Consider the following 24,276-nt stretch of genomic DNA (forward strand, 5'->3'; position numbering starts at 1 on the left):
TGAGCAGTCCGGCAACTCATGAGCCGTCTGCTTCATAACCATTCATCCGGGAGGTGTTTGATATTCATCACGAAGTTCATCCCGTAGACGATGATCAGCCGGTTCACCGGACGGTGCTGTGCCTCACCGATTTCGGCGCCGTCCCGGATTCGGACGGGGATACCCAGCCTGCGATGCGGCGGGCGATAGAAGCCGCAGGCAGGCTGGAGGGTCCGGTGCTGCTGGACTGCCCGCAGGGCTGCTATCATTTCTACCCGGACGCAGCGCTCCGGGTTCCTTATTACATTACCAACACGGCCAGCGAGGAAGAGCTTCCCGATGTGACCAAAACCGCCGGGCTACTGCTGAAGGGGCAGCGTCAGCTGACACTGGACGGGAACGGCTCGCTGTTCCTCTTCCACGGGAAGCAGACGATGCTGATTCTGGACGGCTGCACGGACATGGAGATCCGCAACCTGCATCTGGATTATGTCCAGCCTACAGTAGCCGAGATGACCGTGGAGCAATGCGGTGCGGACTTCTGCGAAGTCACCGTGCACTCGGATTCACGGTATGAGCTGATTGGCGGCAGGCTGGATTGGATAGGCGAGGGCTGGCGGTTCCGTGGAGGTCCGATGCAGGTCTATGATCCCGTGCAGAACATAACCTGGCGGACGGATAACTGGCTGGCGGAGGCGCGGCTGGTCGAGGTGATCGGCCCGCACAGTCTGCGTTTCAGTTTCGGTTTCAGGCCGGATGTTGCCCCGGGGACAGTCCTGCAGGTGCGGGACGGCATTCGCGATCAGGCCGGAATCTTCATCACGGAGTGCTCCGGCGTGACGTTTCAGAACGCAGGTGTGCATTTCATGCACGGGCTGGGGATCGTGGGCCAGTTCAGCCGGGATCTTGTCTTCCGGCAGCTGGAACTGTCGCCGCGCCCTGAAACCGGGCGGACTGTGGCCGGATTCGCCGATTTCATTCATCTGTCCGGCTGCAGGGGACAGCTTCTGATCGAAGACAGCCGCTTTAGCGGGGCACATGATGATGCAATCAATGTGCACGGCACCTATCTGCGGATTGCCGGGCAGCCTGCCGGAAACACGTTGAAGGTCCGCTTTATGCATCCGCAGTCGTATGGGTTCATGGCCTTTCACACGGGCGATGAGATTGAGTTCGTCCGTGCGGAATCCCTGACGGCGTATGCAGTCAGCCGGGTTGCCGGTGTCCGGCAGTTGAATCCGCGTGAACTGGAGTTAACGCTGGAAGGGCCGGTTCCGCCGGGCATCGGCGGAAATGATGTCATTGAGAATGTCACCTGGACTCCTGAGGTGGAGATCAGGGGGAATGTTTTCTCGCGGATTCCGACCAGAGGGATTCTGGCGGCTACGCGGCGCAGAACAGTAATCCGGGATAACGTATTCGAGCGGATGCAGATGAGCGCCATTCTGGTTGCTGCCGATGCGGAGTCCTGGTATGAGTCTGGTGCTGTCAGAGATATGACCATTACCGGGAACACCTTCATTGCCTGCGGCAGCAGTGAAGCTCCAGTCATCCACATAGCCCCGGAGAAGAAGGAAGCGGACAGCGGGGCGCCTGTGCACCGGAATATCCGCATAGAGCACAATCTCTTTGAGACTGGGGATACCCCCGTTCTCAGTGCCAGAAGCACGGAGGGATTAACGTTCAGGCATAACCGTGTGGTTGTTGCGGCGGCAGATGCGGGAGATCGAAACAGGAAAATGGGCAAAGACAAGGACAAAGACACAGACAAGGACAAGGACAAGGACAAGAGCATGGACGAGGAAAGGTTCTCAAGCCTTGAGAATGCTGTCCGGCTTACAGCCTGTAGCGGGGTAGACGTGACAGCGAATTCTTTTTGCATAGAGGAACAGTGAATGTAAGCGTGCCTTGAACCTGCTGGAGGCGGGCAGATTATGACAGACAGGAGAATGCGGTATGAATGATTTCAAATTATGGTATTCTGAGCCGGCAGTGAGCTGGGCCCAGGGATTGCCTCTGGGGAACGGCAGATTAGGGGCAGTCGTGATGGCTGCTCCACACCGCGAAGTATGGAGTATGAGCGAGGTCACCTACTGGTCGGGGCAGAGCGACCCGGTACCTTCCTCCGGAGGGGGTAAGGCTGCGCTGGAAGAAATGCGCCAGCATTTCTTCAGCGGGGATTACGAAGGGGGCGACCGTCTGGCTAAGCGGCATCTGCAGCCTAAGAAGCAGAATTTCGGCACGAACCTCGGACTATGCGAGGTGGTGATTGATTTTGCGGAGCAGATGCAGAACCGGGAGCAGGAATCAGGAGATGGCGGACAATTCCGGCGGGAGCTTGATCTGACGAATGCGGTGGCCGGAGCGGTGCATCAGGGTAAGAGTTCAACGCTGCACCGTGAGGTTTTTGCCTCGCATGCGGGTGATCTGGTAGCGTCAAGGATCTGGGGCGGACTGCCGGGTACAGTGTCCTTTTCGCTCAGTCTGGTGAACGGGACGGGGCAGTTTAGAGCGACAGCCGTGGAAGGCGATATGCTGGAATTCAAGAGCCAGGCAACAGAAAATATACACAGCAACGGCACTTGCGGAGTCTATGCCAAAGGATGGGTCAAGGTGGTGATATCCGGCGGTTCGATTCATAGCGGTGACGGCCTATTGACTGTCAGCGGAGCGGATGAAGCCTGGATTTACTTCGCCGTCAGCACGAATTACCGCCGTACAGATGCGGACTGGGAATCAGAAAGCCGCAGCACCATTGATCAGGCGGCAGGCAAGGGCTATGAACTGCTGCGAGAAGAGCATATTGCCGATTACCGCAGCCAGTATGACAAGGTGAATATTCACCTGGGGCGCTCAGATAAGGCGGATCTCCCCACCGGTCAGCGTATTCAATCCCTGGCCCGGGGCGGCGGGGATGATCCCCAGCTGTTCGCACTGTTCCTGCAGTACGGGCGTTACCTGACGATCGCCGGTTCACGGGCCGATTCGCCGCTGCCTATGCATCTGCAGGGGATCTGGAATGACGGGGAAGCCTGCCGGATGGGCTGGAGCTGTGATTATCACCTGGACGTCAACACCCAGATGAACTATTACCCTACGGAGATTACGAATCTGGGGGACAGCCATCTTCCGCTGATGCGCTATGTTGAAGAGCTGGCACAGGCGGGAAAATCAACGGCAGGCAATCTGTACGGCAGCAAGGGCTGGGTTGCGCATGTATTTTCGAACGTCTGGGGATTTACGCTTCCCGGCTGGGAGACTTCATGGGGACTTAATGTTACAGGCGGACTATGGCTTGCCACACATCTGATACAGCATTATGAATATAGTCTGGACCGTGAGTTCCTGGCGCGCCAGGCCTATCCGGTGCTCAAAGAGGCGGCCGTATTCTTCCTCGATTACATGTGTATCCACCCCAAGCATGGCTGGCTGGTTACCGGACCGGCGAATTCACCGGAGAACAGCTTCTATCCCGGTGATCCTGGCGATGGCGCGCAGCAGCTGTCTATGGGTCCGGCGATGGACCAGATTCTGGTCCGGGAGCTGTTTGAATTCTGCCTGATGGCGGCAGCGCTTCTGGACCGGGATGAAGCGTTCCGGCAGATGCTTCAGGCGGCTGCAGCTAAGCTGCCGCCGCTTCAGATCGGCAGGAAGGGGCAGCTGCAGGAGTGGCTGGAGGATTATGAGGAAGCCCAGCCGGAGCACCGCCATCTGTCCCATCTGTTCGCACTGTATCCCGGCAATCGGATTACTCCCGGCCGGACACCGGAACTCAGCAGGGCAGCCAGAGTTACGCTGGAGAACCGGATGCAACAGAACGAGCTGGAGGATGTGGAGTTCACGGCGGCATTGTTCGGACTCGGGTTTGCCCGGCTGCATGACGGGGAGGATGCCTATAAGCATATTTCTCACCTGATCGGCGGCCTGTGCTTCGATAATCTGTTCACCTACTCCAAATCGGGTATTGCCGGAGCGGAGAGCAATATTTTCGTCATCGACGGGAATTTCGGCGGTACAGCGCTGATTGCTGAGATGCTGCTGCAGAGCCACGCGGGAGAGATTCATCTGCTGCCTGCCCTTCCTGCGGCATGGAGCACTGGAGCGGTATCCGGCCTGCGGGCCAAGGGGAATGCGGAAGTGGATGTTGCCTGGGATAACGGCCAGCTGACTGCAGCCGAGGTCCGTACCTTTTCTCCGGGAATGGTGACGGTACGATGGGGTGAGGTACGAACAGTCTTCCAGGCGGAAGCGGGCGGAAGCTACAAATTGGGCAGCCGGCTGGAGCTGTTGGCGTAAGAGAAGCGGGGGCGAATTTCGCCCCCGCTTATTTGCTGCTTTTGCACGATAACCGTGTGTTCTTGGCGGGAATGAAGCCTTAGGGGACTATGGCGCTATGGAACTGTCGACTGAATCGTACTACATCAGAGCTAGAGTAGTGAGTTCATTCAAACATTTCATACATGCAGCAATTGAGTATTCAGTTCCAACGAATTCCGTGATAGTTGTATAATGTACAACTAAAAAAGGCGAAAAGGGCTGCTCGCCTCTTATAACTGTAGTCTGTACAACTAAATTTGTCCGAATCGGTAAATACCACCTAAGTACGGCAGTTTAATTGTACGGAATACAACTAAACGGATAATCCGTTCTAAATCAGTTAATATAGTTGTACAAAGTGCAACTAAGATTAAGCCTGCCGCATATACCGTAATCCAGTCATTGCAAATCCTCAGCAAGCAAGTTGCCAAAGTGGCTTTTCCTAGTTTGTTCTCTGGCGATTGATTTGTTTAGGAGCTATCCCCCCGCTTTAACGATGCGGATAATTTCCCCGGCAGAAGTCTGCATATCCGCGGCCATACCTGTGAAGGTCTGCATCTCCCCGGAGGAACGGGTACATTCGGCCCCTTGCTCCCAAGGAATATAGAAGGATAACGGAGCTCCTGCTTCACTGAACACCTCGATTTGCTGCACTTCACCTGCCCGGATGGACGCACTGACGAGGAAGCCGCCTACCGCGCGCAGGCTGCGGAATTCTGCGCTGTCATGCTCCGGCCAGTTGGGGAAAAAGCGCAGCACGCCGTTATAACTCTGGAGCAGGCATTCGTTGATAACGGCGGGCAGTGCGAAATTCTCAAACCAGATGCCCATGCGCGCCATGAAGCTGAAGTCGTCCGTATCGGAGTAGCGTCCGCCGCTCATCAGCACTTTATTTGTGCAGGTGCCGTTAGGCAATAGGCAGTACCGGATCTGCCGCTTGAACCGCTCCAGATCAAGGATACCGAGCCGTGCCCCGGCCAGGGGCTGGAACACCAGCTCATTGCCGCCTTCATTGAGATGATTGCGGTAAGTATTCACCGCCGTCTGATACTCTGCCGGAGGAGAATGCAGACCGTGTTCTTCGCCGGGGAAGACAGTGGTCAGCGGAACCGGAACATTGTAGATGGTGTCCGGATTTTCGCCAGCTACGGATACAAATACACGGCCCGAAGCGGATTCGGCTTCCGGATACTCCGGAAAGTGATTCAGGATATCCTGTACTTCAGTCAGCAGGGCTCCTTCTGCTTCAATCTCACCCAGAACGGTACAGGCACTGATGAATGCCCGGAAGATAAATTTGGTCAGCGTCAGATCGATCAGGCAATCGCTGTTGCGGGCGAATCCCGGCGTGATCTCATACAACTCAGGCACCACCGTCGGGAAAATATGATAACACCCGTCCTTCCAGGGCTGACCATAAGCTTCGGGACGTTTCATATAAGCCGTCATGAACAGGACGGCTTCCTTCATAGGCATGAAGGCGCGGCTGCGCAGGAATTCCTCATCCATTGAATATAGATAATGCCACCATAAACTCTGTACAGTCCATGGAGTCTCGCATATTTCCCAGCCCCAATGCGGAACAGGGTAAGGCATCATGCTCATTTCTACAGGGTAGGCAGAATGCGGAAAATAGGCGCCGGGCAGTCTGTAATATTCGCGTGCCCATTTGCGGCTGACCGGCAGTACATGATCCACCATGTCTGCGTAGGGCAGATGCTTCTCCAGATGGTTGCTGGAGAACGTCACCCAGAATGGCTGCTGGGTGTTGTAGTTCATATGATAATCTCCGTGCCAATCCGCTCCGATGGAGCCGTAGCTCCAGTTGGCGAACAGGCCGGGGCAGGTTATTCCCGCTTTGACGGAGCAGTTCAGGAAGTAGAGATTGCGGTACCAGATCTGCTCCAGGAATTCATCCTCCAAGGTGATGAAGGAATGCCCCCAGTATTCCCGCCATGCTTCCCGGGTCTGCGCCAGCGCGTGGTCGTAACCGGCGCGTGTCGGCGCGTTCATCCTGGCAGATGCGCTAGGTCCAGGTTGAGCACCGATTACAGTTCCTGTGTCAGCTAAAGTCGCTATCTCCGCTGCCGGTCCCTCCCGCAATTCTGCGCAGGCCAGAAATCCGCCGGATTTCCCTGAGCTATCCAGACGGGCAATGCTGCCGCTGCCAATGAATTCTGCTCCAGGCAGCCGGACCGCCAGCCGGAACGCCTTGTCCCGCTCATGCGGAAGGTAAGGCGAAGCGGGGAACTCCATGTGCGGCAGAATTTGTGTAAAAGACATCAGGCCAGCACCAGCATCGTTTTCCCAAGACGCCGGAGGGAACTCCTGCGGTGTCTTGGGATCGGGGATGAGCCTGGCCTCATGGAACAGCGGAACCTGCGAACCGGTCGCCGTATCTGTTACCGACATCCACACCCGGTCCTGCTCCGCCTCCACAAACAGCTCGAACACCGCCGGTTTGCCGTTGATCAGGAAATCAACCGTGCAGCGTCCGTCGCCAATATGCACCGTGTGGCCGAGTACCTCCGCGCGGCGCCGGTCATACCGGAGCAGCAGCGAGCCGCAGGGCATCGGGCGCGGGTAGGGCTTGCTGTAGTTGTCTCCGGCCATTTCGCAGTATTCGCGGTACCATGGGTTGTCCGTAAGCTGGCCGAGATCAGCGGGAAGCGAAGCGAAGCGGTCGTACACTTCCTTGAAGGTCAGAATCTCCTCCCCGTGATGCTCGGCAATCCGGATATCCCAGACATTGTTGTGTCCGAAGTGCAGCATGACCGCATCCGGCCGGGTGGTCACCACCACACCAAGCCCGCCGTTGCCCAGCAGCGCCCCTTCGAAGAAATCCACCGCCGGACCGCTGAAGGTAATATTATGCCGCCCGGCCTGCTCTTGGGCATGAAGCAGACTACCTGCCGCTGCATAACCTGCTGCTGGTCCCGGTTCCGTCGCCGCTACCGCCTCTGCCATCTCAGTCACCGCTCCAATCACCTCCACAGTTTCCTCCACCACCATAGGGTCTGCCTCCATCACCGACGATACCGCCTCCACCATCTCCGTCACCGCCGCTACCGCCCCAGCCATCTCGAGCTCCACCATCACTTCCGCCTCAATCGTCTCCACCTCTGCCTTCGCCTCCTCCGCACCCTCCGTCACCGATGATACCTTAGTTTTTTTCATCTTAGTTATGCCTCCTCCAAGCTGTATTGACCTGTTTTTATAAATGCACTAAACCGTCTATAGGGTTTACCTGTAATAAATCGTAGGCGAATCCCGCAGGAAAGTATTTAGCGGAGGGTCCGGTTGTTGCACGATCGGCGGGTGAATTAACGCTGGACTGTCACGCCCGGTCTGAACGGGGGAAAGGTACCCTGCTGCCGCAAGTGTACCTTTACGCTGAAATATCCTCCAGCTTATATTCAGCATAGAAAGCGCTATCAATAAGCGGTGTTAATTTTATCTAGGGGGATAAACAGCAATGGCTAAATCGAAGGTAAAACAAACAAAGAAAAGTTCCGGTTTCGCAGTTCCGGTCATCGTAATCTGTGTGATGGTGCTGGCTGTATCCGTAGCGTTCCTTAACCGGACCAGGGCGGCGGGCGGGCTGGACGGACTGCCCAATTATACGGAAATCCGCGGAGACTTCGATGCGAATGGCCTGAAATATGAGAAGCAGCCGCATCTCGGCAGCACCACAGCCAAAGCCAAGGTGATTGAATTCGCCGATTTCAAGTGTCCTGCCTGCAAGAAGTGGAAGGAGACCTATTTTGAACAGTTCAAACAGGAATTCATAGATACCGGCAAGGTAGAGCTGTTCTTCATTAACTTCGCCTTCATCGACCGGGATTCGATTATGGCAGCTAGCGCGGGTGAAGCGGTATTTGCCCAGGACAACGATAAATTCTGGGAATTCATGAGCAAGCTGTACGACCATCAGGGGGATGAGACGAAGATTTGGGCTACCCCGCAGTTTATGCTTAATTTCGTGAAGGACAACATCAGCGGTATTGATTATGAACGCTTCGCGAAGGATTTGCAGGCGCGTACTTACATGCTTCCGGTCAAGGAGGATTTCAAAACCGCAGGAAATTACGGGGTGAACGGGACACCGAAGTTTATGGTGAACGGCCAATTGCTGCCGGGTTCATCTTACGAAGAGCTGGCAGCTGCCATTGAAGCCGCGCAGGCTTCGAACGTTACAGAGTAACCGCATCAACGAAAGGAAGGGAGGGGAACCGGTATGAACTTTTCCGCGATACATCCTTACGTCTATCTGGCTACCCGCTATCCCTTTGCCAAAGGGCAATCCAGCTCACCGAGAATTTGCTACATGAGCTCGGTTTACCTGATCAGCGAAGGCTACGGGACGCTGTTAGCCGGCGGACAGTCCCACCGGGTCAGTCCGGGAATGCTGATCCATCTCCCGCCCGGGAAGCTTCATGAATGGCGTGCTGATGCTGCCGAACCCATGGTTCATCTGTGCTGCTATTTCGATTGGCATCTTGTGGACCGGGAGGGTGTCTTCGACTGGGCCTGCCCGATCTGCTATAAGCCGGAGCAACTGAAGGAGGAGCTGCTGGGACCTCTTTTCCCGTATCCGCTTCCGCTGTCCATGGATGTGGGGCTGCTGCGCGGGTGGACAGAGCGGTTTCAGAAGTTCTATAAGGCAGGAGAGTTCGATAATGAGCAGACCTTCATCCGCAATCTGACGATTCAGCGTCATTTCCAGGAGTTTATTGATGATCTGCTGCATCTGCTGCTGAGCGGCCAGCCCATTCCGGACCGGAGGATCAGCTCACTGCTCGAGCAGATGGAGCAGGATCTGCTGCATGATGTACCGAAGCCGCTGGAGGCATATTACAGCAGTCTTCAGCTGAGCCGGGGGCATTTCTTCGAGCTGTTCCGCAAATCTACCGGGGCCTCACCTGTGGAGTATATGAACCGCTTCCGGGTCAACCGGGCCAAGGAAGACCTGCTGCATAGCCCGCTGAGTATTACTGAGATTGCCGAGAAATACCACTTCAGCTCACTCCATTACTTCTCCCGCCTCTTCCACCGCCAGACCGGCCAGACTCCACGGGAGTTCCGCACGCGCTGAGCTAAGCTTCCGGACTGAAGCGGAATAGCGAGTCCAGAGGATATCCTGCCCCTGTAATGGGGCGGGATATTTCGCTTTGAAACGATCCCGCTGAAACGATCCCGCTCTTTATAAGGTCGGCAAAGCCGTTTCCACTTGTTCTGCGGGGATAAGCGCCGCTTATACCCGTATAAGCAACGTCTATTTAACAAGCGCACTGGCTGCCGTCTATAATGACCACAGAGATTAATTCCTAGTTATCTCATAGGAATATCTAAAAATCCCTGGACGGAGTGAGGTTATGGCAAACGGCAAAGACGGTGCTCACGGCAGCAGCAACAACAGCAACAACAATAACAGCAAAGCGAAGAAGGTAATGCTGCTGGGTCTTGACGGCGCAGATCCGGCAGTCATCCGCAAATATGTGGCAGAAGGCAAGCTTCCGGGCTTCAAAAGAGCGCTCGATGCCGGTGTAACCACCAGCGATCTGGGTATGCAGAGCGTGCTTCCGGCGATAACGCCGCCGAACTGGGCATCCATTGCTACGGGCGCGTATCCGGCGACCCACGGCATTACCTGCTTCTGGAACCATACGCTCGGCAATGAGCTGGATGTGCTGGATTATGGCTTTGACTCGGGGCTGCTGAAGGCGGAGACGATCTGGCAGGCTTATGCACGGGCGGGCAAAAAGAGTATTATTTTCAACTATCCAACGTCCTGGCCGCCGCAGGTGGAGGATGCAATCTATGTGGACGGAACGAGCATCTACACCAATCTGCGCGGTTACATTGACTATGAGAAAGTATATGAAGGCCGCGCGGAATATGCCGAGCTAATTGAAATCCCCCATGTCGTGGATAATACCGGGGCCAACTGCCGGTTTGAAGGAGAAGAAACGTCGCAGAAGGCCGAGATCAGCAAGGATACTTACGAAGGCTATGGCTATACCCAGCCGGGGCTGGTCACAACGACCCAGGATGGAGAGTTGTCTGCAGATGTGCCGACTGCGGATCAGATTTATACGCCGCTGAGACCGGCTGAAGGCTGGACTTCTGCTCCGGCAGGAGCGCGTGAGTTCGCGGTTCCGGTAAATAACGGGCAGGCCAGACGGTACGGTCTGCTGGTTGCCGATGATCAAGGGGATTACAGCCGGGTTCAGATTTATGCCTCCAAAACGGCAGCGGTGCCTCTCGGTGAAGCCGGACCCGGAGAATGGAGCGGCTGGATCTATGACACCTACAGCATTGAGGGCGCGGACATTCCAGTCGCCTACAAAATCCGTGTGCTGGAGCTGGACCCCGCCGGTAACAGCTTTAAGTTCTACGCCTCATATGTGCTCGATTTGAAGACGGGCAAATACTTTTATCCGCAAAATATCGGGGAGGAGCTATACAGCAAAGTCGGCCCGATGCTACAGCCCTCCAATTACAGCCGTCTGAATCCGCAGGCGGATCAGGTGCTGCTGGAATCGATTGAGGAAATGTACAGCTGGCATGTGGATGCGATCAATCATCTGCTGGATAACAATGAGTGGGATTTGTTCTACACTCACATGCACGGTATTGATATGTTCAATCATTTCTACCTGGACCATACGCTGCCCGCTGCGTCTGCGGAGTATGAACGTTATCAGGAGATTATCTATAAAATCTATGAGATCAGCGACCGCTTCATCAGCGCTCTCTTGGACCGGCTGGACGGCGGGACGGCGGCCTTTATTGTCTCCGACCATGCGGGAGTCGCGAAGAACCCCGAGACTGATCACCCGCTGATCGGCGACATGTGGGGCATCAACGTCGGCATTCTCGGTGACCTCGGGTACACGCAGCTTAAGGAAAACGGAGGCAGCTATGAGATTGACTGGAGCCGGACGACAGCTGTTGCTCAGCGCGCTACCTTCATTTATCTCAATGTAAAAGGCCGTGATCCACAGGGAATTGTTGATCCGGCAGACTATGACAGCACGGTAGCGAAGATCATCGATGATCTGTACAGTTACCGTGATCCCAAGACAGGCAGAAGAGTCATCAGCTTCGCGCTGAACCGCAATGACATGGAAGTAGTGGGTCTTGGCGGAGAGAACTCCGGCGATATTTTCTACATCCTTGAGGCTGACTTCACCCGCTGCCACGGCAACGGCCTCAGCAACCACACTCTGCTGGGGTACTCCATGAGAGCTTTGTTTATTGCCCTGGGAGCCGGGGTGAAGAGCGGGGAAGTCATCGGCCGCAAAGTCAAAGTCGTTGATATCGTGCCGACCATCTGCCATCTTACCGGGTCCCCGGTACCGGAGAATGCTGAGGGCGGGATCATCTATCAGATTCTGGCCGGTTCTGCGGAGGAAGAGATCCCGGCGGCAGGAAAACCCGCAGAGGCGGGAGAGCCAGTGACAGCAGGTGCGGGGGGCGGAGTGTAAGCATGCGCCCGGAAATTCCGCGCAGGCCGGTCTCCCATATTACGGACAGTGAATTCGAAGCGCTCGCTTTCGGCAGTGAAGGTCCTGTACTTGTCTTCTTCGGCTCCCGGCGCTGCAAAATCTGCAGGCAGCTGTTCCCGGTAGCCGAGGCCATAGCCCATGATTTCCAGGGCCGGATGAATGTGTATGGCGTAGATGCCGGCAAATACCGGCTGTTGTTTCAGAGTCTGCGCCTGCGGGGCATCCCGCAGCTGGTGCTGTTCCTGGACGGCGAGGTCAAGCTGCGTCTCGGCGGGTATCACCCGCTTCCGGTACTGGTGGAGCAGCTGGAGCAATGGGTGCCTTGAACATCGGCGCAGCAGGACGCATCAGGAGATGAAGTAGACTTTTTTCCTAGTAGTCACATTGGTTTTATAGTTATATAATGAGGCTATTAAGAATCAAGAGGGAGAAGCCATGCGTCTGGAACAGCTCTATCATATTGTGGCGATAGCCCAAACGGGCTCCATATCGACGGCTGCCGAGCGCTCCTACATTTCCCAGCCTGCGCTGAGCTCATCGGTGTCCAAGCTTGAGGTTGAACTCGGCATTCTGCTGTTTAAGCGGACTAACCAGGGGGTTCAGCCGACCGATGTCGGTCGGGCTGTAATCCAGAAGGCGATGGAAGCTATCGACCTGCTGGAAGACATCAAGGCACTGGCTGAGGAGAATACGCAGGCCATGACCGGGAGTATCCATCTTGCGGTGGAGCCGTTCATCAGCAACACGATCATGGTCAATGCGCTAACTACGTTCAAATATAGGCATCCGGGTGTCAATGTGCTGATGAAGGTCGGGGAATCGAACAATAATCTGCGCGACATTGCGGCCGGCAAGGCGGACTTCGGTGTCGTCATGAAGACCTGCGGACAACCGGAGGAGAAGGATCTCTGCATCAAAGAGCTGTTCCGCGACCGGCTGGTGCTGCTTGTCAGCAAGGATTCAGAATTGGCAGGCCGGGGGGCAGTTCCCTTGCAGGAAGCGCTGGCCCAGCCGCTGGTTCTGTATAATACGGAGTTCGCTACCGACTGCTGGGTGTCCGAGCTGCTGCAGAAGCACGGAGACTACAACGTAGCCTACCGGCTGGACAGCTTTCCGATGCTGGAGAATGTGATCGGCCAGAACCTGTGCGCCGCTTTTGCCCCGAAATTCATGAGTGATTATTTCCTGAACAAGGGCAGCATTGTGCCACTCGATATTGCCGATACGGAGCTGGATGTGTCGATTGTCCTGGCCTGGACGAAGCGGCACCATCTCTCCTTAATGGAGAAAGAAATGATGGAAACGATCAAATCCTTCAGCTCCATGCTCCAGTTCATCGGCTAGACGGATAAGGAGAAGCACAGATATGAATGTACTGAAACAGACTTCTGCATTGCAGGACCGCAGCATGTCGGCCTGGTTCTATGTTGTTGCCGGAGGACTGGTGGATATCTTCTGGGCCACCGGGCTGAAATACAGTCAAGGCTTCCGCTTGTTCTGGCCGAGCCTGCTTGTCCTGTGCTGCATTGGAATAAGCTATACCTTATATGTAAAAGCCATGATGCGGCTGCCTGTTGGAACCGCATATACCGTATTTACCGGCATCGGGGCGGCAGGCACTGCCGCTGCCGGAATGCTGCTGCTGAACGAGCCCGCCGGGTTCTGGCGGATCTTCTTCATTCTGCTGCTGCTCTGTGGCATGATCGGCCTGAGGCTGACGGCTGGGGATGAGAGTGAGGCGCAGGAAGGCGGCGGTGAAGCAGATGCAGCGCTTCGGGGCGGTGAGCCTGGCCGGGCACTGAAGAAAGGGCACTTCCTGCCATTGTCAACGACGTCCCCGGCAGACCGTGAACAAGGAGGCCTGCGCTAGTGGGCTGGCTGCTCCTGATCATTGCCGGATTGTCGGAGGTCGCCAGTGTTCCTCTATTAAAATATTCCCGGGGATTCCGGCATCTCTGGCCCTCTGTTGCCGCAGTTGCCGCCCTTGCACTTAGCTTCTATTGCCTGTCGCGCTCGGTAATGACGATACCTGTCGGGACGGTCTATGCCGTGTGGACGGGCATCGGCTCCTGCGGAGCGGTCGTGCTGGGGGCCATGGTGTATAGAGAATCGCTTAGACCGTCCAAACTGATATGCCTGGCCATCATTATTATCGGCATGATCGGCTTAAGGCTGACATCGTAACGGGTTCAGAATAATAAATTCATAAATTCAGGTACAAGCCTACCGGACAGCCGGAGGCCTGATTAGCCGGAGCAAGGGCGGAAACTGCCCTGCTTGCCGGAGTCAGGCCTTTTTGTATGCCGGCAAGAGAGAGGAGACCCGCAACATGCAGAGCAATACACCGAAGGCAGCGCGTCCTGAGGAAGGGCAGAGTATCAGCGTTAGCGAACCAAAGGGCAACGGCCGGAATCCGGCTGAATCAACGGCATCCGCGTTACCGCCTGCAGCAGCAGGCTGGTCCAAAGAATGGCTGTACCGGGGAATCTCGGTGGCTTCCCTGCTGGCCGCACTGCTGCTGTGGTGGCTGGTCAGTGCCAGAGAGTGGGTGAATCCGCTGTTCCTGCCGGAGCCGCAGACCGTATGGGCAGCCTTCACCGATGTTCTGCATGAAGGGTACAAAGGCCAAACGCTGCTGAACCATATCGGCACCAGCATGCGCAGGCTGTTTCTGGCGCTCGCCGCAGCCTTTGTTACGGCTGTGCCGCTGGGAATTCTATGCGGCCGTTACCGGGTGCTGCGTGCGGTTATTGATCCTTTTATCGAATTCTACCGGCCGCTGCCGCCGCTTGCCTACTACACTTTGCTCATTCTCTGGTTTGGCATTACAGATGTGTCGAAGGTGCTGCTGCTGTTTCTCGGGGCTTTCGCTCCGCTCTTCATTACGGCTGTGTTCAGTGTGCAGCGGCTGAGTCCGGACCGGATCAACGGGGCCAGATCGCTGGGCGCACGGGGCTGGAAGCTGTATGCCTTCGTGATCTTTCCCTCGGTGCTGCCGGAGCTGTTAACCGGACTGCGGACCGCAGTCGGGGTAAGCTATTCCACGCTGGTAGCTGCGGAGATGGTGGCTGCAGTATCGGGAGTCGGCTGGCTGGTGCTGGATGCGAGCAAGTTCCTGCGCAGCGATATTATGTATCTGGGCATTATCCTCATGGCACTGATCGCCATCGTGATTGATCTGATTATCCGCAGTTTAATCCGGCGTGTATCGCCTTGGACGGAGCAATGAATAACTATGGTTTTCATAAAAGGAGAGTAGAAAATATATGAAACAGCTTCATTCAAAGTTTCGCTTAGGGACCCTTCTGGCAATATTCGCTTTGCTGGTGGTGATATCCGGCTGCGGCAATTCTGCCAGCAATAGCGGGAACAGCGGCAATACAGCGAAAGCGGCGGCTGCCACAGAGAACGCCAACGCTACGGAGGCAGCTGCGGCGGTGGCTGAGGAAGCTACGCCCGCACCTGCCGCGGCGGAAGAGTTGCCGACGGAAATCCGCATAGGCTATCAGGTCTCACCGAACGGAGAGCTGCTGGCCAAGTCCCTCGACCTGCTGGAGAAGAAATATCCCGATATCAAAATATCCTGGCTCAAGTTCGATTCCGGCCGCGACGTGAACGTGGCGATTGCCAGCGGCGGAATCGACTTCGGCCTGCTGGGTACCCCTCCGGGAGCTTCCGGTGTGGCCCAAGGTCTGCCGGATCAAATCTATTATATTCATGATGTCATCGGCGAGAGTGAGGCGCTGGTAGTCAAGAGTGCTGCCGGAATCAGCTCCCTCGCCGAGCTCAAAGGCCACAAGATCGCTACCACCTTCGGCTCCACCTCGCATTTCAGCCTGCTGTCGGCACTGAAGCAGGAGAACATTGATCCTGCATCCATTACCATACTTGATATGCAGGCTCCCGACATCGTTGCCGCCTGGCAGAGAGGCGATATCGACGGCGCTTATACCTGGCAGCCGAGCCAGTCGAAGCTGGTGGAGGATGGCGGCAAGGTCATCATCACCTCAGCCGATGTGGCGGCCAAAGGCGGCATTACCGGAGAGTTCGGCGTGGTGCACAAGGATTTCATCGGGAAGTATCCGAATGCCGTTAAGGGCTATATCGCTGTGCTGGATGAAGCGGTGAAATATTACCGGGATCACCCGCAGGAGTCGGCGGAAGCGATGTCTGCTGAGCTTGGACTTAGCGCCGAAGCCACCCTTAAGGCGATGAATGAAATTATCGTGCTGGATGCCTCGCAGCAATCAGCCCCTGAATATATGGGCACGCCGGATCAGCCGGGCGCATTCGGACAGCTGCTGAAGGACACGGGTGATTTCCTTGTAGAGCAGAAGTCGATCACCGATTCACCGGACCTCTCGGTCTACCAGCAGGCTTTGCGGAGCGATTTGTATACCGGTAATTAGACCAGCAATGACAAGGAGGCGATGGCGCGATGATCTTGGAAGAAAAACTGGACGGTCCCGGTGGTACAGGTGTACTGAGTGCCGGGAATTACGGGGAGAGCGGACGCAGGGGGGCGGCTTCCGGTATGGCCGGAGCTGCTGCAGTACCGGTAACCTCCAACGGCAGCGGACAGGGTATCCTGCTGGAGAGCATCGGCCTCACCTATGGCAGAGGGGCCACAGCAAGGCAGGTGCTGCAGGAGGTTAATCTGCAGCTGACACCGGGCGAATTCGTTGTAGTCCTTGGACCTTCGGGCTGCGGCAAAACCTCCTTGCTGAACATTATCGCCGGGTACCTGAAGCCTTCGCATGGCAGCATCGCCATTAACGGCAAACGCCATACCCGGCCGGATTCCGAGGTCGGCGTGGTGTTCCAGCAGGCGAACCTTTTTCCCTGGCTGACGCTAGCCCGTAACATTGAGTTCGGGCTGCGGATGAAGAACCAGCCCAAGGCTGAGCGGAGGGAGCGTGTCGCTTATTTCCTGGAGCTGATGGGCCTTACGGCTTCAGCCAGGCTGTATCCCCACCAGCTCTCCGGAGGCATGAAGCAGCGGGCGGCCATCGCCCGCACTCTGGCTGCCGAGCCGGAGATCGTCCTGCTCGACGAGCCGTTCAGCGCGCTGGACGCCCTGACCCGCGAGAATATGCAGATTCACCTGCGGGAGATCTGGCGCAAGACCGGGAAATGCATGTTCTTCATTACCCATGATGTGGATGAGGCACTGCTGCTGTCCAGCCGCCTGATTGTCATGCATCCCGGACCGGGCAGAATTGTCGAGGACTTCGCCAATCCGCTCACTGAAGGCAGCGTCAGCCGCTCCTTCGCTGACATCCGCAGCGGCGGGGAGTACAGCAGCCTGCGCGAGTATCTGGTGTCGCGGATGGATGCGCCGTAGGAAACAGCAGGCGCCATGGACACAACAAAGTCCATGGCGCCTGCTGTTATTTTATAGAACATGATCAGGTTCTTAGAATTCCTATGGCCTTTTCTTTCAGATCATGACAAACACAACTTCATTTCCATCAGGATAGGTGTACATCATTCTTGCTCCTGTATAAATGGAGAGTAGATTATAGTGATTGACCTCAAGTCCGGTTTCTTCTTTAACTTCTCTAATCATGGTCTCTTCAATCGTTTCTCCGGCCTCCATTCCCCCGCCGGGCAATCCCCAATCCCCGTAATCAGACCGTTGTTGTAATAATATCCGGCCGTATTTATCTTTAATAATGGCTCCGCCTGTAACAATAATACTTCTGGTCATGATCTCAGTCCTTTTATTCGTAGTAGGCTGCTTCTTGCAAGAATCTCACATACAGTATCGTTTAGCGGCCTTCTTGTTCACAGGGGAAAAGTCACAGTTGATTATGGCAGGAATCATTTATGATAGGGGCAAGCGATTAATCATCACGCTATTTTCAGCATCATCAGAGCCTTAAGCCAATCCCAATAAAATGGAAATGGAGATGAAACGGGACTATGCTGACAATAGCCAAAGCCGGGACAGAGCATCTGGAAGAAATGTGCCTGCTGCTGCAGGAGCTGTTTGAAATGGAGCAGGACTTCGCCGGTGCGGCTAACCTGGACAAGCAGAGGGCGGGACTGCGGCTGATTCTGGCGCATCCGGAACGCGGTCAATTACTGCTGCTCAAACAGGGAGATAAGGTGACCGGTATGGTGAATCTGGTGTTTGCGTTCAGCACGTTTGAAGGCGGGCCGGTAATTATGCTGGAGGATTTCATTGTAGCAGCTGAAGAGCGGAGGCAGGGCAGCGGCCGCTTCTTCATGGACGGCATAGTGGCTTACGCCAAAGAGCACGGATTTCTGCGGATCACCCTGCTGGCCGATGCGGAGAATGCGCGGGCGCTGCATTTTTATGAAGCGGCGGGCTATGAGTACTCTAATATGAGATGTCTGCGGCTGGCGGTGAAGTGATGGAGAGCAGGGGACTTGCGCTAAAACAATTGCTGATAAGCATTCTGGTACTTCTCGGATCAGCGGCTGTGCCTTATGGGGTTCTTCAGTTGTTTTTAATTTTCTTTGCCGATTTTTATCAAACAGGTTTTTTGACCGGTATGTCACATATATTGTATTGCATGGGAATCATGTTCATTCATGCTATTGTAAGCCTCTCATTAATGAATAATTTCTGGAGAGAGAAGAATAACGGATTAGATGGAACAAGGTTTATCAAATATCTGCTCATCTATCTGGCCATCGCTTTATTCGTGCAGGTTGGTCTGAATATTGTTACTGAGAATCCGTTTAAAGATCCGCCTGCCCCGTCATTTTTTTGAATGTGCGCAGCTCGTGTTCAGACAAGTTAATGAGAATGAGAGGATACATATAAATGAAGCAGATGTTAAAAAGCATATTTCGCGGTCCCGGATCAGCGGGTTGGTACGCGGGGCTCCTTGCCATTCTTCTGTGCTTATTGGCGGCAACTCCCGCTCAGGCAGCAACTCCGCTAAGTGCTTCTTATGCCGGAGAATGGGCAGATTCTGAGTTTGCGGGGGATTATGTAACGCGCACTATTCAACTGACTATCAGCGAAGTCAAAGGACAAACAGCCTATATTGAAGCAGCGAGCAGCTATTTCAGCGCTTTTATGTCTACTAAAAAGAACTTTGATGCATCGACCGGCAGATTCCGCGGCAGCCTGGTCGACGGGACGGTTACTTTTAACACATCCGGTATAGCAACGCTGAAATATAAAGATGAATATAACGATGGTGTACTAACAATCGGGCTGAGTAAGGGCAGCATTGCCCTTACCTGGACAGGTGAAGAAATCAGCGAATATTCATTCCTGCCAGGCAGCTACACCATATATCCAGAAATAAATCTAAGCGAAGCAGAGCAGGGGAAACTCGGATTGTTTCTCAGTAATTTTACCGAGCTCGGAATGTACAAACTGGACAGCAGCCAATTAAAGCCGGCAGACCTGATCCGGTTCGGCATTTGGCATAACTATATCAATAATTACAAGTCTGCTATATCCAGCACCAAAGGAAACAAGCTATTTATTTCCCAGGAAACGGTGTCTGCCTCCATCAAGAAATATTTCAATCTCTCGTTCACGAAGCATGCTACAGTTCCGGAATACCAGTATAACGGCAAAGGATATGTGTTCACTGGAGCAGACGGCGAAACCCCTGTGTATGTCAGAGCCCATGATGTATACCAGATTGCTGCCAATCAATATAAAGTAGATGGGAGCATGTACAATCCAGATAGCAGTGATGAAGCAGGATACGGATTTGTTAAAGCTACGGTGAGCAAAGTTACGGAGAATGGGAAGAGCAGATATGTCCTGCAGAAAATCGACGCCAGATAATGGCACAGAAGTTTTTTCTGCTTAGGAGAAAGGTGCCCCGGCAGGCAAGCCTGCATGCAAAGCAGGAAATTAGATTATTCCTGCCGGGATACTCTTTATTCTATCAAGCCCTATCAGGCAAACAACGGGTTCCCCTTCATTCCCACCCACAGCGGTGATTGTTCCAAGCAAGCGGCCAGCTGGAGCAGCAGGTCCTCACGGCCTTTGGAGGCCATGACCTGAACCCCGATCGGCAGCCCCTCTGGTGTGAGATGCACAGGAACACTCATCGCCGGCTGACCGGTCAGATTCGCCAGCTGGGTGAAAGGCGTATAGGCTAGGCTGGGCTCGAACATCTCGTAGATCATCCGCCGCTGAGCGTCTTTGGACAGACTGCTGACTTCCAGCAGCTGCTGAATCTCCTCAGGCGTCTGGGTCAGCTCCCCGATCTTCGGTGCGGAATCCGCATTCGCAGGCGTGATGTACAGGTCGAACCGGTCCATCAGCGCCGCCATCTGCGCGGCGGCCACATCCCATTCATGCAGACTGTGTACGAATTCTGCAGCTGAGACCTGTTTACCAGCTTCGGCCAGCACCCAGGTAACAATATCCACTTCGCTTGCCGCAATCGTACGGCCCATACCGCTCTCGAGCGACAGGAACATTGCCGATACCTCTCCGGCATTCATTGTATAGTAGTTATCCATCAGTCTGACCCCGTTAACCGGACTCAGCTTTTCCTCGACTGCATAGCCTTCCGATTCCAGCCACTTTACAGTGTTCATCACAGCTTGTACAGCTTCTTCCGATACCGGTGTACCCACCGGCGAAGCTGTAGTGTACGCAATTCGCAGCTTCCGCTGCGCAGGCTTCAGCAGATCATCCAGATAGACCCCCGGATACAGCGGGGTCTGAAAAGCAGCTTCCGGCTGCACCACCTGCAGCAGATCAAGCATCGCGGCACTGTCGCGCACAGTCCGCGTCAGGGCGAAGTCGATCGACGCGCCCTGCCACTGGCGGCCGACGCCAGGGCCGACCGGCGTGCGCCCGCGCGTCGGCTTCAGTCCGAACAGGCCGGTGAACGAGGCCGGTATGCGGATGGAGCCGCCGCCGTCACTGGCTCCGGCGGCCGGAACGATCCCTGCGGCAACGGCCGCAGCAGCACCACCGCTGGAACCGCCGGGGGAATAGGCGGGGTTCCACGGATTACGCGCCGGCCCGTGGAGCAGGGGCTCGGTAATATTTTTGAGGCCGAATTCCGGGGTATTCGTGTGTCCCAGCGGTATGAAGCCGCCGCGGCGGATACGGGCTACGTAATTGGAGTCCCGCTTGGCAATATTGTCCTTCATGAGCAGGGCACCCGAAGTCAGCGGTTCTCCGCCGATCGCCTGGGAGATATCCTTCAGCAGGTAGGGCACGCCGGCAAACGGCCGGGAAGTGTCATCATCAAGAACCGGCATCTCATCCGCTTCCTTCAGCGCTGCCTCCCGCCGGGTGCGGACTACTGCATTCAGCAGCGGATTCATTTCATCGAGCCGGGCAAAGGCGGTTTCCACGAGCTCGCGGGGTGAGACTTCACGTGCCTTGACAAGGGCGGCAAGCCCCAGAGCATCATGAGCGGAATAAGAAGACAACGACATGTGAACAACCTCTTTCTGGCAGGGTGTGCAGGCTATAATCGCTATAGATGCGTCTGCGGATAGTAATAGTTGGGACCAGCATCTCTAGTATACTTCGGGAGCGTCAGACTTCCCAATCGGCTGCTAGAATTCACCTGGGTCGATGCTTCTTCGCACAGCCTGGATATCCTTGAGCGGCGGGAGGCCGAACAGTCTGCGGTATTCGCGGCTGAACTGCGAGGCACTCTCATAGCCTACTTCCATGGCAGCAGCCGTGGCACCCATGGAACCGCTCAGCATGAGCCGTCTGGCTTCCTGGAGGCGCAGCTGCTTCTGATACTGCAACGGTCCCATTGCCGTAATGGCTTTGAACTTATGGTGCATGCCGGACACGCTCATATTATTGGCATCAGCAAGCTCATGGACGGTGAAGGAGCGGCTGTAATTCTGGTGAATCCATTCGATGGCCTGGCCGATACCTCCGGCTTTCTGGTCAAAGAGCACCTCCTGCAGGAACAAATGCCCGTAATCGCCGGTCAGCAAATTGAAGATCAGCTCATGCTTGATGAGTCCGGACAGATAGACGGCTTCCCGGGGACTGCCGTTGCCTGTGAGCTTCAGCAGCCGGCTGAACACCTCCAGAAGGCTGGAGTCGGCTTTGCCAATAAAGGCGGCATTATTCACCTTCTTGTTTCTGGGCTTTATGCTGATTCCAGCCTGCGTCATTACAGAGGCGATTTCCTGTGTAGTGATGTCAATGCGAAGACCGATATAAGGCATTTCCCTGGAGACCCCGGCAATTTGCGCGAAGGCAGGGAGATGGATCATGGACACCATGTAGTCTCCCGGCAGATATTCAAGACTGGTTGAGCCGTAGTGCAGCTTCTTCATGCCTTGTAGGATCAGACAAAAGGAAGGCGTTAAGACACTTGGAATCAGAGGGGTTATCCGGCTGTTGCGGGAAATCGAAAGATACGGGATCACAGTGGGATGGCGTCCGTCCGCAAGGGTGATTTTCTCAGTCTGCGCGATGATCCCGGCGATCTGCTCCTGATGATTACCGGTACTCTTTCCAGAAGCGGCGCGGGTCTCGAGCTGTTGCTCTGTCATTGTACATCCCGCCTTCCTGTTTATATAGGTTCAGTTCTCTCTAGCCTGTACTGTTAGTGTACAGTATAGCCGTAACTTGTACGGAAGCAATAGGCAGAATGGGGTGGTAAAAGATCGATTGCAGCTTTAGGCAAGTTTTAGGCAGAAACGGTCTATTATGTCCATGGCGGGCAAGTGATAATAGCCTTGAGATGTTATTCAAGGAGGTCATGGATCATGACAGTTAACCAGCAACAACCTATCGGCTCCGGTTTTGGAGCCTCCACAACTGCCGAGGAGATTCTGCACGGCACAAACCTCAGCGGCGTCACTGCCATTATTACCGGCGGGTACTCCGGGATTGGGCTCGAAACGGTGCGCGCACTGGCTTCCGCCGGTGCAGAGGTCCTTGTCCCGGCGCGGGATACCGCCAGAGCGGGAGCTGCAATTGCCGGAATAGACAATGTCAGAATTGAGCGGATGGATCTGATGGACCCGTACTCCATTGATGATTTCGCAGCACGGTTTCTTGCGACAGGCCATCCGCTGCATATACTGATTAACAGTGCGGGTATTATGGCTGCTCCCCTGGTGCGCGATAAGAGGGGATACGAGTCTCACTTCTCTACCAATCATCTGGGACACTTTCAGCTGACGGCCCGTCTATGGCCCGCTCTGCGTCAGGCCGAGGGGGCTAGAGTCGTCTCGGTATCTTCATGGGGACACCGGCAATCCCCGGTCATATTTGAAGATCCGAACTTCGTACACCGCAGCTATGACCGCATGTCCGCCTACGGCCAGTCGAAGACGGCCAATATTCTGTTCGCGCTGGCGCTGGACAAGCGCGGCAGGGACGAAGGTGTGCGCGCCTTCTCCGTTCATCCGGGCAGCATCGCCGGTACGGGCCTCGGGGAGCATCTGTCCTTCCAGGAACTTCAAGCCGCCGGTGTGATTGACGGAGCTGGCAAACCTATTCTAGATCCTTCGCGGAATCTCAAAACAGCACAGCAGGGGGCAGCGAGCAGTGTCTGGTGCGCGGTAAGCCCGCAGCTGGAAGGGATGGGCGGCGTCTACTGTGAGAACTGCGATATTGCCCCGCTGGTGGAGAATACCGAAGCTGTCACCCGTAACGAGGCTGCCCGCCGTATAGGCTCATTGGCACTTGGCGTGATGCCGCACGCAGTCGACCCTGAAGCGGCGGACCGCCTCTGGAGTCTGAGTGAGCAGCTGACGAATGTGGATTTCACAATTAAGGGAGAGCAATAATGACAGCGGGGTATTGACCGGGCGCTTGAGATTCAGACAGCGGCGCTTACCCGGTATCTCGGTATATGGAACGGTAGAACAAACCCCCTGCAGAGAGGCTCGCGCAGGGGGTTTACTATGCTCAATAACACTATGTGTCCATCAAGTCCGCTCATCCGTAAGATATTTCTTCACCGGAGGCGGGGTATAATCAGCGAGTTGCTGCAGAATTCCCTCCGCAGTCGTATCGTTCAGCATGATGGAATGCTGTTTCTCCTGCATGAACTTCTCCTGGACCATGTTGCCGAACAGGGCAATCAGCGGATCGTAATAACCGTTGACGTTCAGCAGCCCGCAGGGCTTCTGGTGCAGACCGAGCTGCGCCCACGTGAAGATCTCGAAATACTCCTCCATCGTGCCCGGCCCGCCCGGCATGGCAATGAATCCATCGGCAAGCTCAGACATCTTCAGCTTCCGTTCGTGCATGGAGTCCACCATAATCAGTTCGGTCAGACGGGTATGCTCGATTTCTCTTTTCTTGAGAAAATGGGGCAGAACCCCGATCACGCGTCCCCCCGCCTGCATGACGCTATCTGCAATAGCGCCCATTAAGCCGACAGTAGCTCCGCCATAGATCAGCGTGATGCCCCGTGCAGCCAGCTCTTTGCCCAGAGCAACAGCATACTCTTTGTATACGGGCGAAGCGCCGTCATTCGAACCGCAAAAAACAGCGATACTCTTCATATTATGCTGA

General features: G+C 55.3%; 21 protein-coding genes. 16 read left to right on the plus strand and 5 right to left on the minus strand.

Annotated features, from left to right (window positions below; genetic code table 11):
- The first annotated feature begins 53 nt into the window (after positions 1–53).
- Both P40081_RS09035 and P40081_RS09040 read left to right on the plus strand, forming a co-directional pair.
- Complete coding sequence (locus P40081_RS09035; protein ID WP_052421730.1) at positions 54–1,874, plus strand: alpha-1,3-galactosidase-related protein; 1,821 nt, start codon at positions 54–56, stop codon at positions 1,872–1,874.
- Positions 1,875–1,935: 61 nt separating this feature from the next.
- Positions 1,936–4,275: a glycoside hydrolase family 95 protein gene (locus P40081_RS09040; protein ID WP_042134905.1), complete on the plus strand. Its 2,340-nt coding sequence runs from the start codon at positions 1,936–1,938 to the stop codon at positions 4,273–4,275.
- A gap of 498 nt (positions 4,276–4,773) precedes the next feature.
- Here P40081_RS09040 and P40081_RS09045 read toward each other — a convergent pair whose 3' ends face one another.
- Complete coding sequence (locus P40081_RS09045; protein ID WP_052421731.1) at positions 4,774–7,473, minus strand: glycosyl hydrolase family 95 catalytic domain-containing protein; 2,700 nt, start codon at positions 7,471–7,473, stop codon at positions 4,774–4,776.
- A 298-nt stretch (positions 7,474–7,771) separates the two neighbouring features.
- Here P40081_RS09045 and P40081_RS09050 point away from each other — a divergent pair, with 298 nt between their 5' ends.
- The 10 genes from P40081_RS09050 (at position 7,772) to P40081_RS09095 (ending at position 17,151) form a co-directional block, all read left to right on the plus strand.
- The gene (locus P40081_RS09050) at positions 7,772–8,500 is read left to right on the plus strand and encodes a DsbA family protein (protein ID WP_042134906.1); all 729 of its coding nucleotides are present in this window, start codon (positions 7,772–7,774) and stop codon (positions 8,498–8,500) included.
- 33 nt (positions 8,501–8,533) lie between these two features.
- Positions 8,534–9,391, plus strand: a complete 858-nt coding sequence (locus P40081_RS09055) for an AraC family transcriptional regulator (protein WP_042134908.1) — start codon at positions 8,534–8,536, stop codon at positions 9,389–9,391.
- Positions 9,392–9,671: 280 nt separating this feature from the next.
- Positions 9,672–11,786, plus strand: a complete 2,115-nt coding sequence (locus tag P40081_RS09060; RefSeq protein ID WP_063779786.1) for an alkaline phosphatase family protein — start codon at positions 9,672–9,674, stop codon at positions 11,784–11,786.
- 2 nt (positions 11,787–11,788) lie between these two features.
- A complete protein-coding gene (locus P40081_RS09065) occupies positions 11,789–12,133 on the plus strand; it encodes a thioredoxin family protein (RefSeq protein WP_052421732.1) in 345 nt (114 codons plus the stop codon).
- Between the two features lie 109 nt (positions 12,134–12,242).
- Complete coding sequence (locus P40081_RS09070; protein ID WP_042134910.1) at positions 12,243–13,151, plus strand: LysR family transcriptional regulator; 909 nt, start codon at positions 12,243–12,245, stop codon at positions 13,149–13,151.
- A 22-nt stretch (positions 13,152–13,173) separates the two neighbouring features.
- Complete coding sequence (locus P40081_RS09075; protein WP_063779787.1) at positions 13,174–13,677, plus strand: DMT family transporter; 504 nt, start codon at positions 13,174–13,176, stop codon at positions 13,675–13,677.
- Positions 13,677–13,991 (plus strand): DMT family transporter, encoded by a 315-nt coding sequence (locus tag P40081_RS09080; RefSeq protein WP_042134912.1) that lies wholly within the window; start codon positions 13,677–13,679, stop codon positions 13,989–13,991. Before P40081_RS09075 ends, P40081_RS09080 begins: the two co-directional genes overlap by 1 nt.
- Positions 13,992–14,136: 145 nt before the next feature.
- The gene (locus tag P40081_RS09085) at positions 14,137–15,036 is read left to right on the plus strand and encodes an ABC transporter permease (RefSeq protein ID WP_081969889.1); all 900 of its coding nucleotides are present in this window, start codon (positions 14,137–14,139) and stop codon (positions 15,034–15,036) included.
- A gap of 37 nt (positions 15,037–15,073) precedes the next feature.
- A complete protein-coding gene (locus P40081_RS09090; RefSeq protein ID WP_042134913.1) occupies positions 15,074–16,216 on the plus strand; it encodes a taurine ABC transporter substrate-binding protein in 1,143 nt (380 codons plus the stop codon).
- A gap of 29 nt (positions 16,217–16,245) precedes the next feature.
- The gene (locus P40081_RS09095) at positions 16,246–17,151 is read left to right on the plus strand and encodes an ABC transporter ATP-binding protein (RefSeq protein ID WP_231575310.1); all 906 of its coding nucleotides are present in this window, start codon (positions 16,246–16,248) and stop codon (positions 17,149–17,151) included.
- 96 nt (positions 17,152–17,247) lie between these two features.
- Here P40081_RS09095 and P40081_RS09100 read toward each other — a convergent pair whose 3' ends face one another.
- Positions 17,248–17,517 carry an NUDIX domain-containing protein gene (locus P40081_RS09100; RefSeq protein ID WP_081969890.1) on the minus strand — a complete coding sequence of 90 codons (270 nt, stop codon included), beginning with the start codon at positions 17,515–17,517 and terminating at the stop codon, positions 17,248–17,250.
- Positions 17,518–17,732: 215 nt separating this feature from the next.
- Here P40081_RS09100 and P40081_RS09105 point away from each other — a divergent pair, with 215 nt between their 5' ends.
- Genes P40081_RS09105 through P40081_RS09115 form a run of 3 tightly spaced genes read left to right on the plus strand, consistent with a single transcriptional unit; the run spans position 17,733 to position 19,590 of the window.
- Positions 17,733–18,188: a GNAT family N-acetyltransferase gene (locus P40081_RS09105; RefSeq protein ID WP_042134916.1), complete on the plus strand. Its 456-nt coding sequence runs from the start codon at positions 17,733–17,735 to the stop codon at positions 18,186–18,188.
- Entirely contained in the window at positions 18,164–18,550 is a 387-nt protein-coding gene (locus P40081_RS09110; RefSeq protein ID WP_156118566.1) for a hypothetical protein, read from the plus strand. Before P40081_RS09105 ends, P40081_RS09110 begins: the two co-directional genes overlap by 25 nt.
- 53 nt (positions 18,551–18,603) lie before the next feature.
- Positions 18,604–19,590 (plus strand): hypothetical protein, encoded by a 987-nt coding sequence (locus tag P40081_RS09115; protein WP_052421733.1) that lies wholly within the window; start codon positions 18,604–18,606, stop codon positions 19,588–19,590.
- Positions 19,591–19,703: 113 nt separating this feature from the next.
- On the opposite strand, the gene P40081_RS09120 is transcribed toward P40081_RS09115, so the two are convergent.
- A complete protein-coding gene (locus tag P40081_RS09120) occupies positions 19,704–21,209 on the minus strand; it encodes an amidase (RefSeq protein ID WP_042134919.1) in 1,506 nt (501 codons plus the stop codon).
- A gap of 123 nt (positions 21,210–21,332) precedes the next feature.
- Positions 21,333–22,298: an AraC family transcriptional regulator gene (locus P40081_RS09125; RefSeq protein WP_042134922.1), complete on the minus strand. Its 966-nt coding sequence runs from the start codon at positions 22,296–22,298 to the stop codon at positions 21,333–21,335.
- 216 nt (positions 22,299–22,514) lie between these two features.
- Between P40081_RS09125 and P40081_RS09130 the strand changes: the two genes are divergently transcribed.
- Positions 22,515–23,543: an oxidoreductase gene (locus P40081_RS09130; RefSeq protein WP_042134924.1), complete on the plus strand. Its 1,029-nt coding sequence runs from the start codon at positions 22,515–22,517 to the stop codon at positions 23,541–23,543.
- Between the two features lie 141 nt (positions 23,544–23,684).
- Here the strand turns inward: P40081_RS09130 and P40081_RS09135 are convergent, their stop codons facing one another.
- Positions 23,685–24,266 carry an LOG family protein gene (locus tag P40081_RS09135; protein WP_042134926.1) on the minus strand — a complete coding sequence of 194 codons (582 nt, stop codon included), beginning with the start codon at positions 24,264–24,266 and terminating at the stop codon, positions 23,685–23,687.
- Between the last annotated feature and the right edge of the window lie 10 nt (positions 24,267–24,276).

It is taken from the genome of Paenibacillus sp. FSL P4-0081 (assembly GCF_000758565.1).
In the GTDB taxonomy this organism is placed as follows: Bacteria; Bacillota; Bacilli; order Paenibacillales; family Paenibacillaceae; genus Paenibacillus_AQ; species Paenibacillus_AQ phytohabitans.

Coding starts and splice junctions, on each gene's coding strand:
- P40081_RS09040 (WP_042134905.1), top strand. CDS start 1,936: ATGAATGATTTCAAATTATGGTATTCTGAGCCGGCAGTGAGCTGGGCC.
- P40081_RS09045 (WP_052421731.1), bottom strand. CDS start 7,473: ATGAAAAAAACTAAGGTATCATCGGTGACGGAGGGTGCGGAGGAGGCG.
- P40081_RS09050 (WP_042134906.1), top strand. CDS start 7,772: ATGGCTAAATCGAAGGTAAAACAAACAAAGAAAAGTTCCGGTTTCGCA.
- P40081_RS09055 (WP_042134908.1), top strand. CDS start 8,534: ATGAACTTTTCCGCGATACATCCTTACGTCTATCTGGCTACCCGCTAT.
- P40081_RS09060 (WP_063779786.1), top strand. CDS start 9,672: ATGGCAAACGGCAAAGACGGTGCTCACGGCAGCAGCAACAACAGCAAC.
- P40081_RS09065 (WP_052421732.1), top strand. CDS start 11,789: ATGCGCCCGGAAATTCCGCGCAGGCCGGTCTCCCATATTACGGACAGT.
- P40081_RS09070 (WP_042134910.1), top strand. CDS start 12,243: ATGCGTCTGGAACAGCTCTATCATATTGTGGCGATAGCCCAAACGGGC.
- P40081_RS09075 (WP_063779787.1), top strand. CDS start 13,174: ATGAATGTACTGAAACAGACTTCTGCATTGCAGGACCGCAGCATGTCG.
- P40081_RS09085 (WP_081969889.1), top strand. CDS start 14,137: ATGCAGAGCAATACACCGAAGGCAGCGCGTCCTGAGGAAGGGCAGAGT.
- P40081_RS09090 (WP_042134913.1), top strand. CDS start 15,074: ATGAAACAGCTTCATTCAAAGTTTCGCTTAGGGACCCTTCTGGCAATA.
- P40081_RS09095 (WP_231575310.1), top strand. CDS start 16,246: ATGATCTTGGAAGAAAAACTGGACGGTCCCGGTGGTACAGGTGTACTG.
- P40081_RS09100 (WP_081969890.1), bottom strand. CDS start 17,517: ATGACCAGAAGTATTATTGTTACAGGCGGAGCCATTATTAAAGATAAA.
- P40081_RS09105 (WP_042134916.1), top strand. CDS start 17,733: ATGCTGACAATAGCCAAAGCCGGGACAGAGCATCTGGAAGAAATGTGC.
- P40081_RS09110 (WP_156118566.1), top strand. CDS start 18,164: ATGTCTGCGGCTGGCGGTGAAGTGATGGAGAGCAGGGGACTTGCGCTA.
- P40081_RS09115 (WP_052421733.1), top strand. CDS start 18,604: ATGAAGCAGATGTTAAAAAGCATATTTCGCGGTCCCGGATCAGCGGGT.
- P40081_RS09120 (WP_042134919.1), bottom strand. CDS start 21,209: ATGTCGTTGTCTTCTTATTCCGCTCATGATGCTCTGGGGCTTGCCGCC.
- P40081_RS09125 (WP_042134922.1), bottom strand. CDS start 22,298: ATGACAGAGCAACAGCTCGAGACCCGCGCCGCTTCTGGAAAGAGTACC.
- P40081_RS09130 (WP_042134924.1), top strand. CDS start 22,515: ATGACAGTTAACCAGCAACAACCTATCGGCTCCGGTTTTGGAGCCTCC.
- P40081_RS09135 (WP_042134926.1), bottom strand. CDS start 24,266: ATGAAGAGTATCGCTGTTTTTTGCGGTTCGAATGACGGCGCTTCGCCC.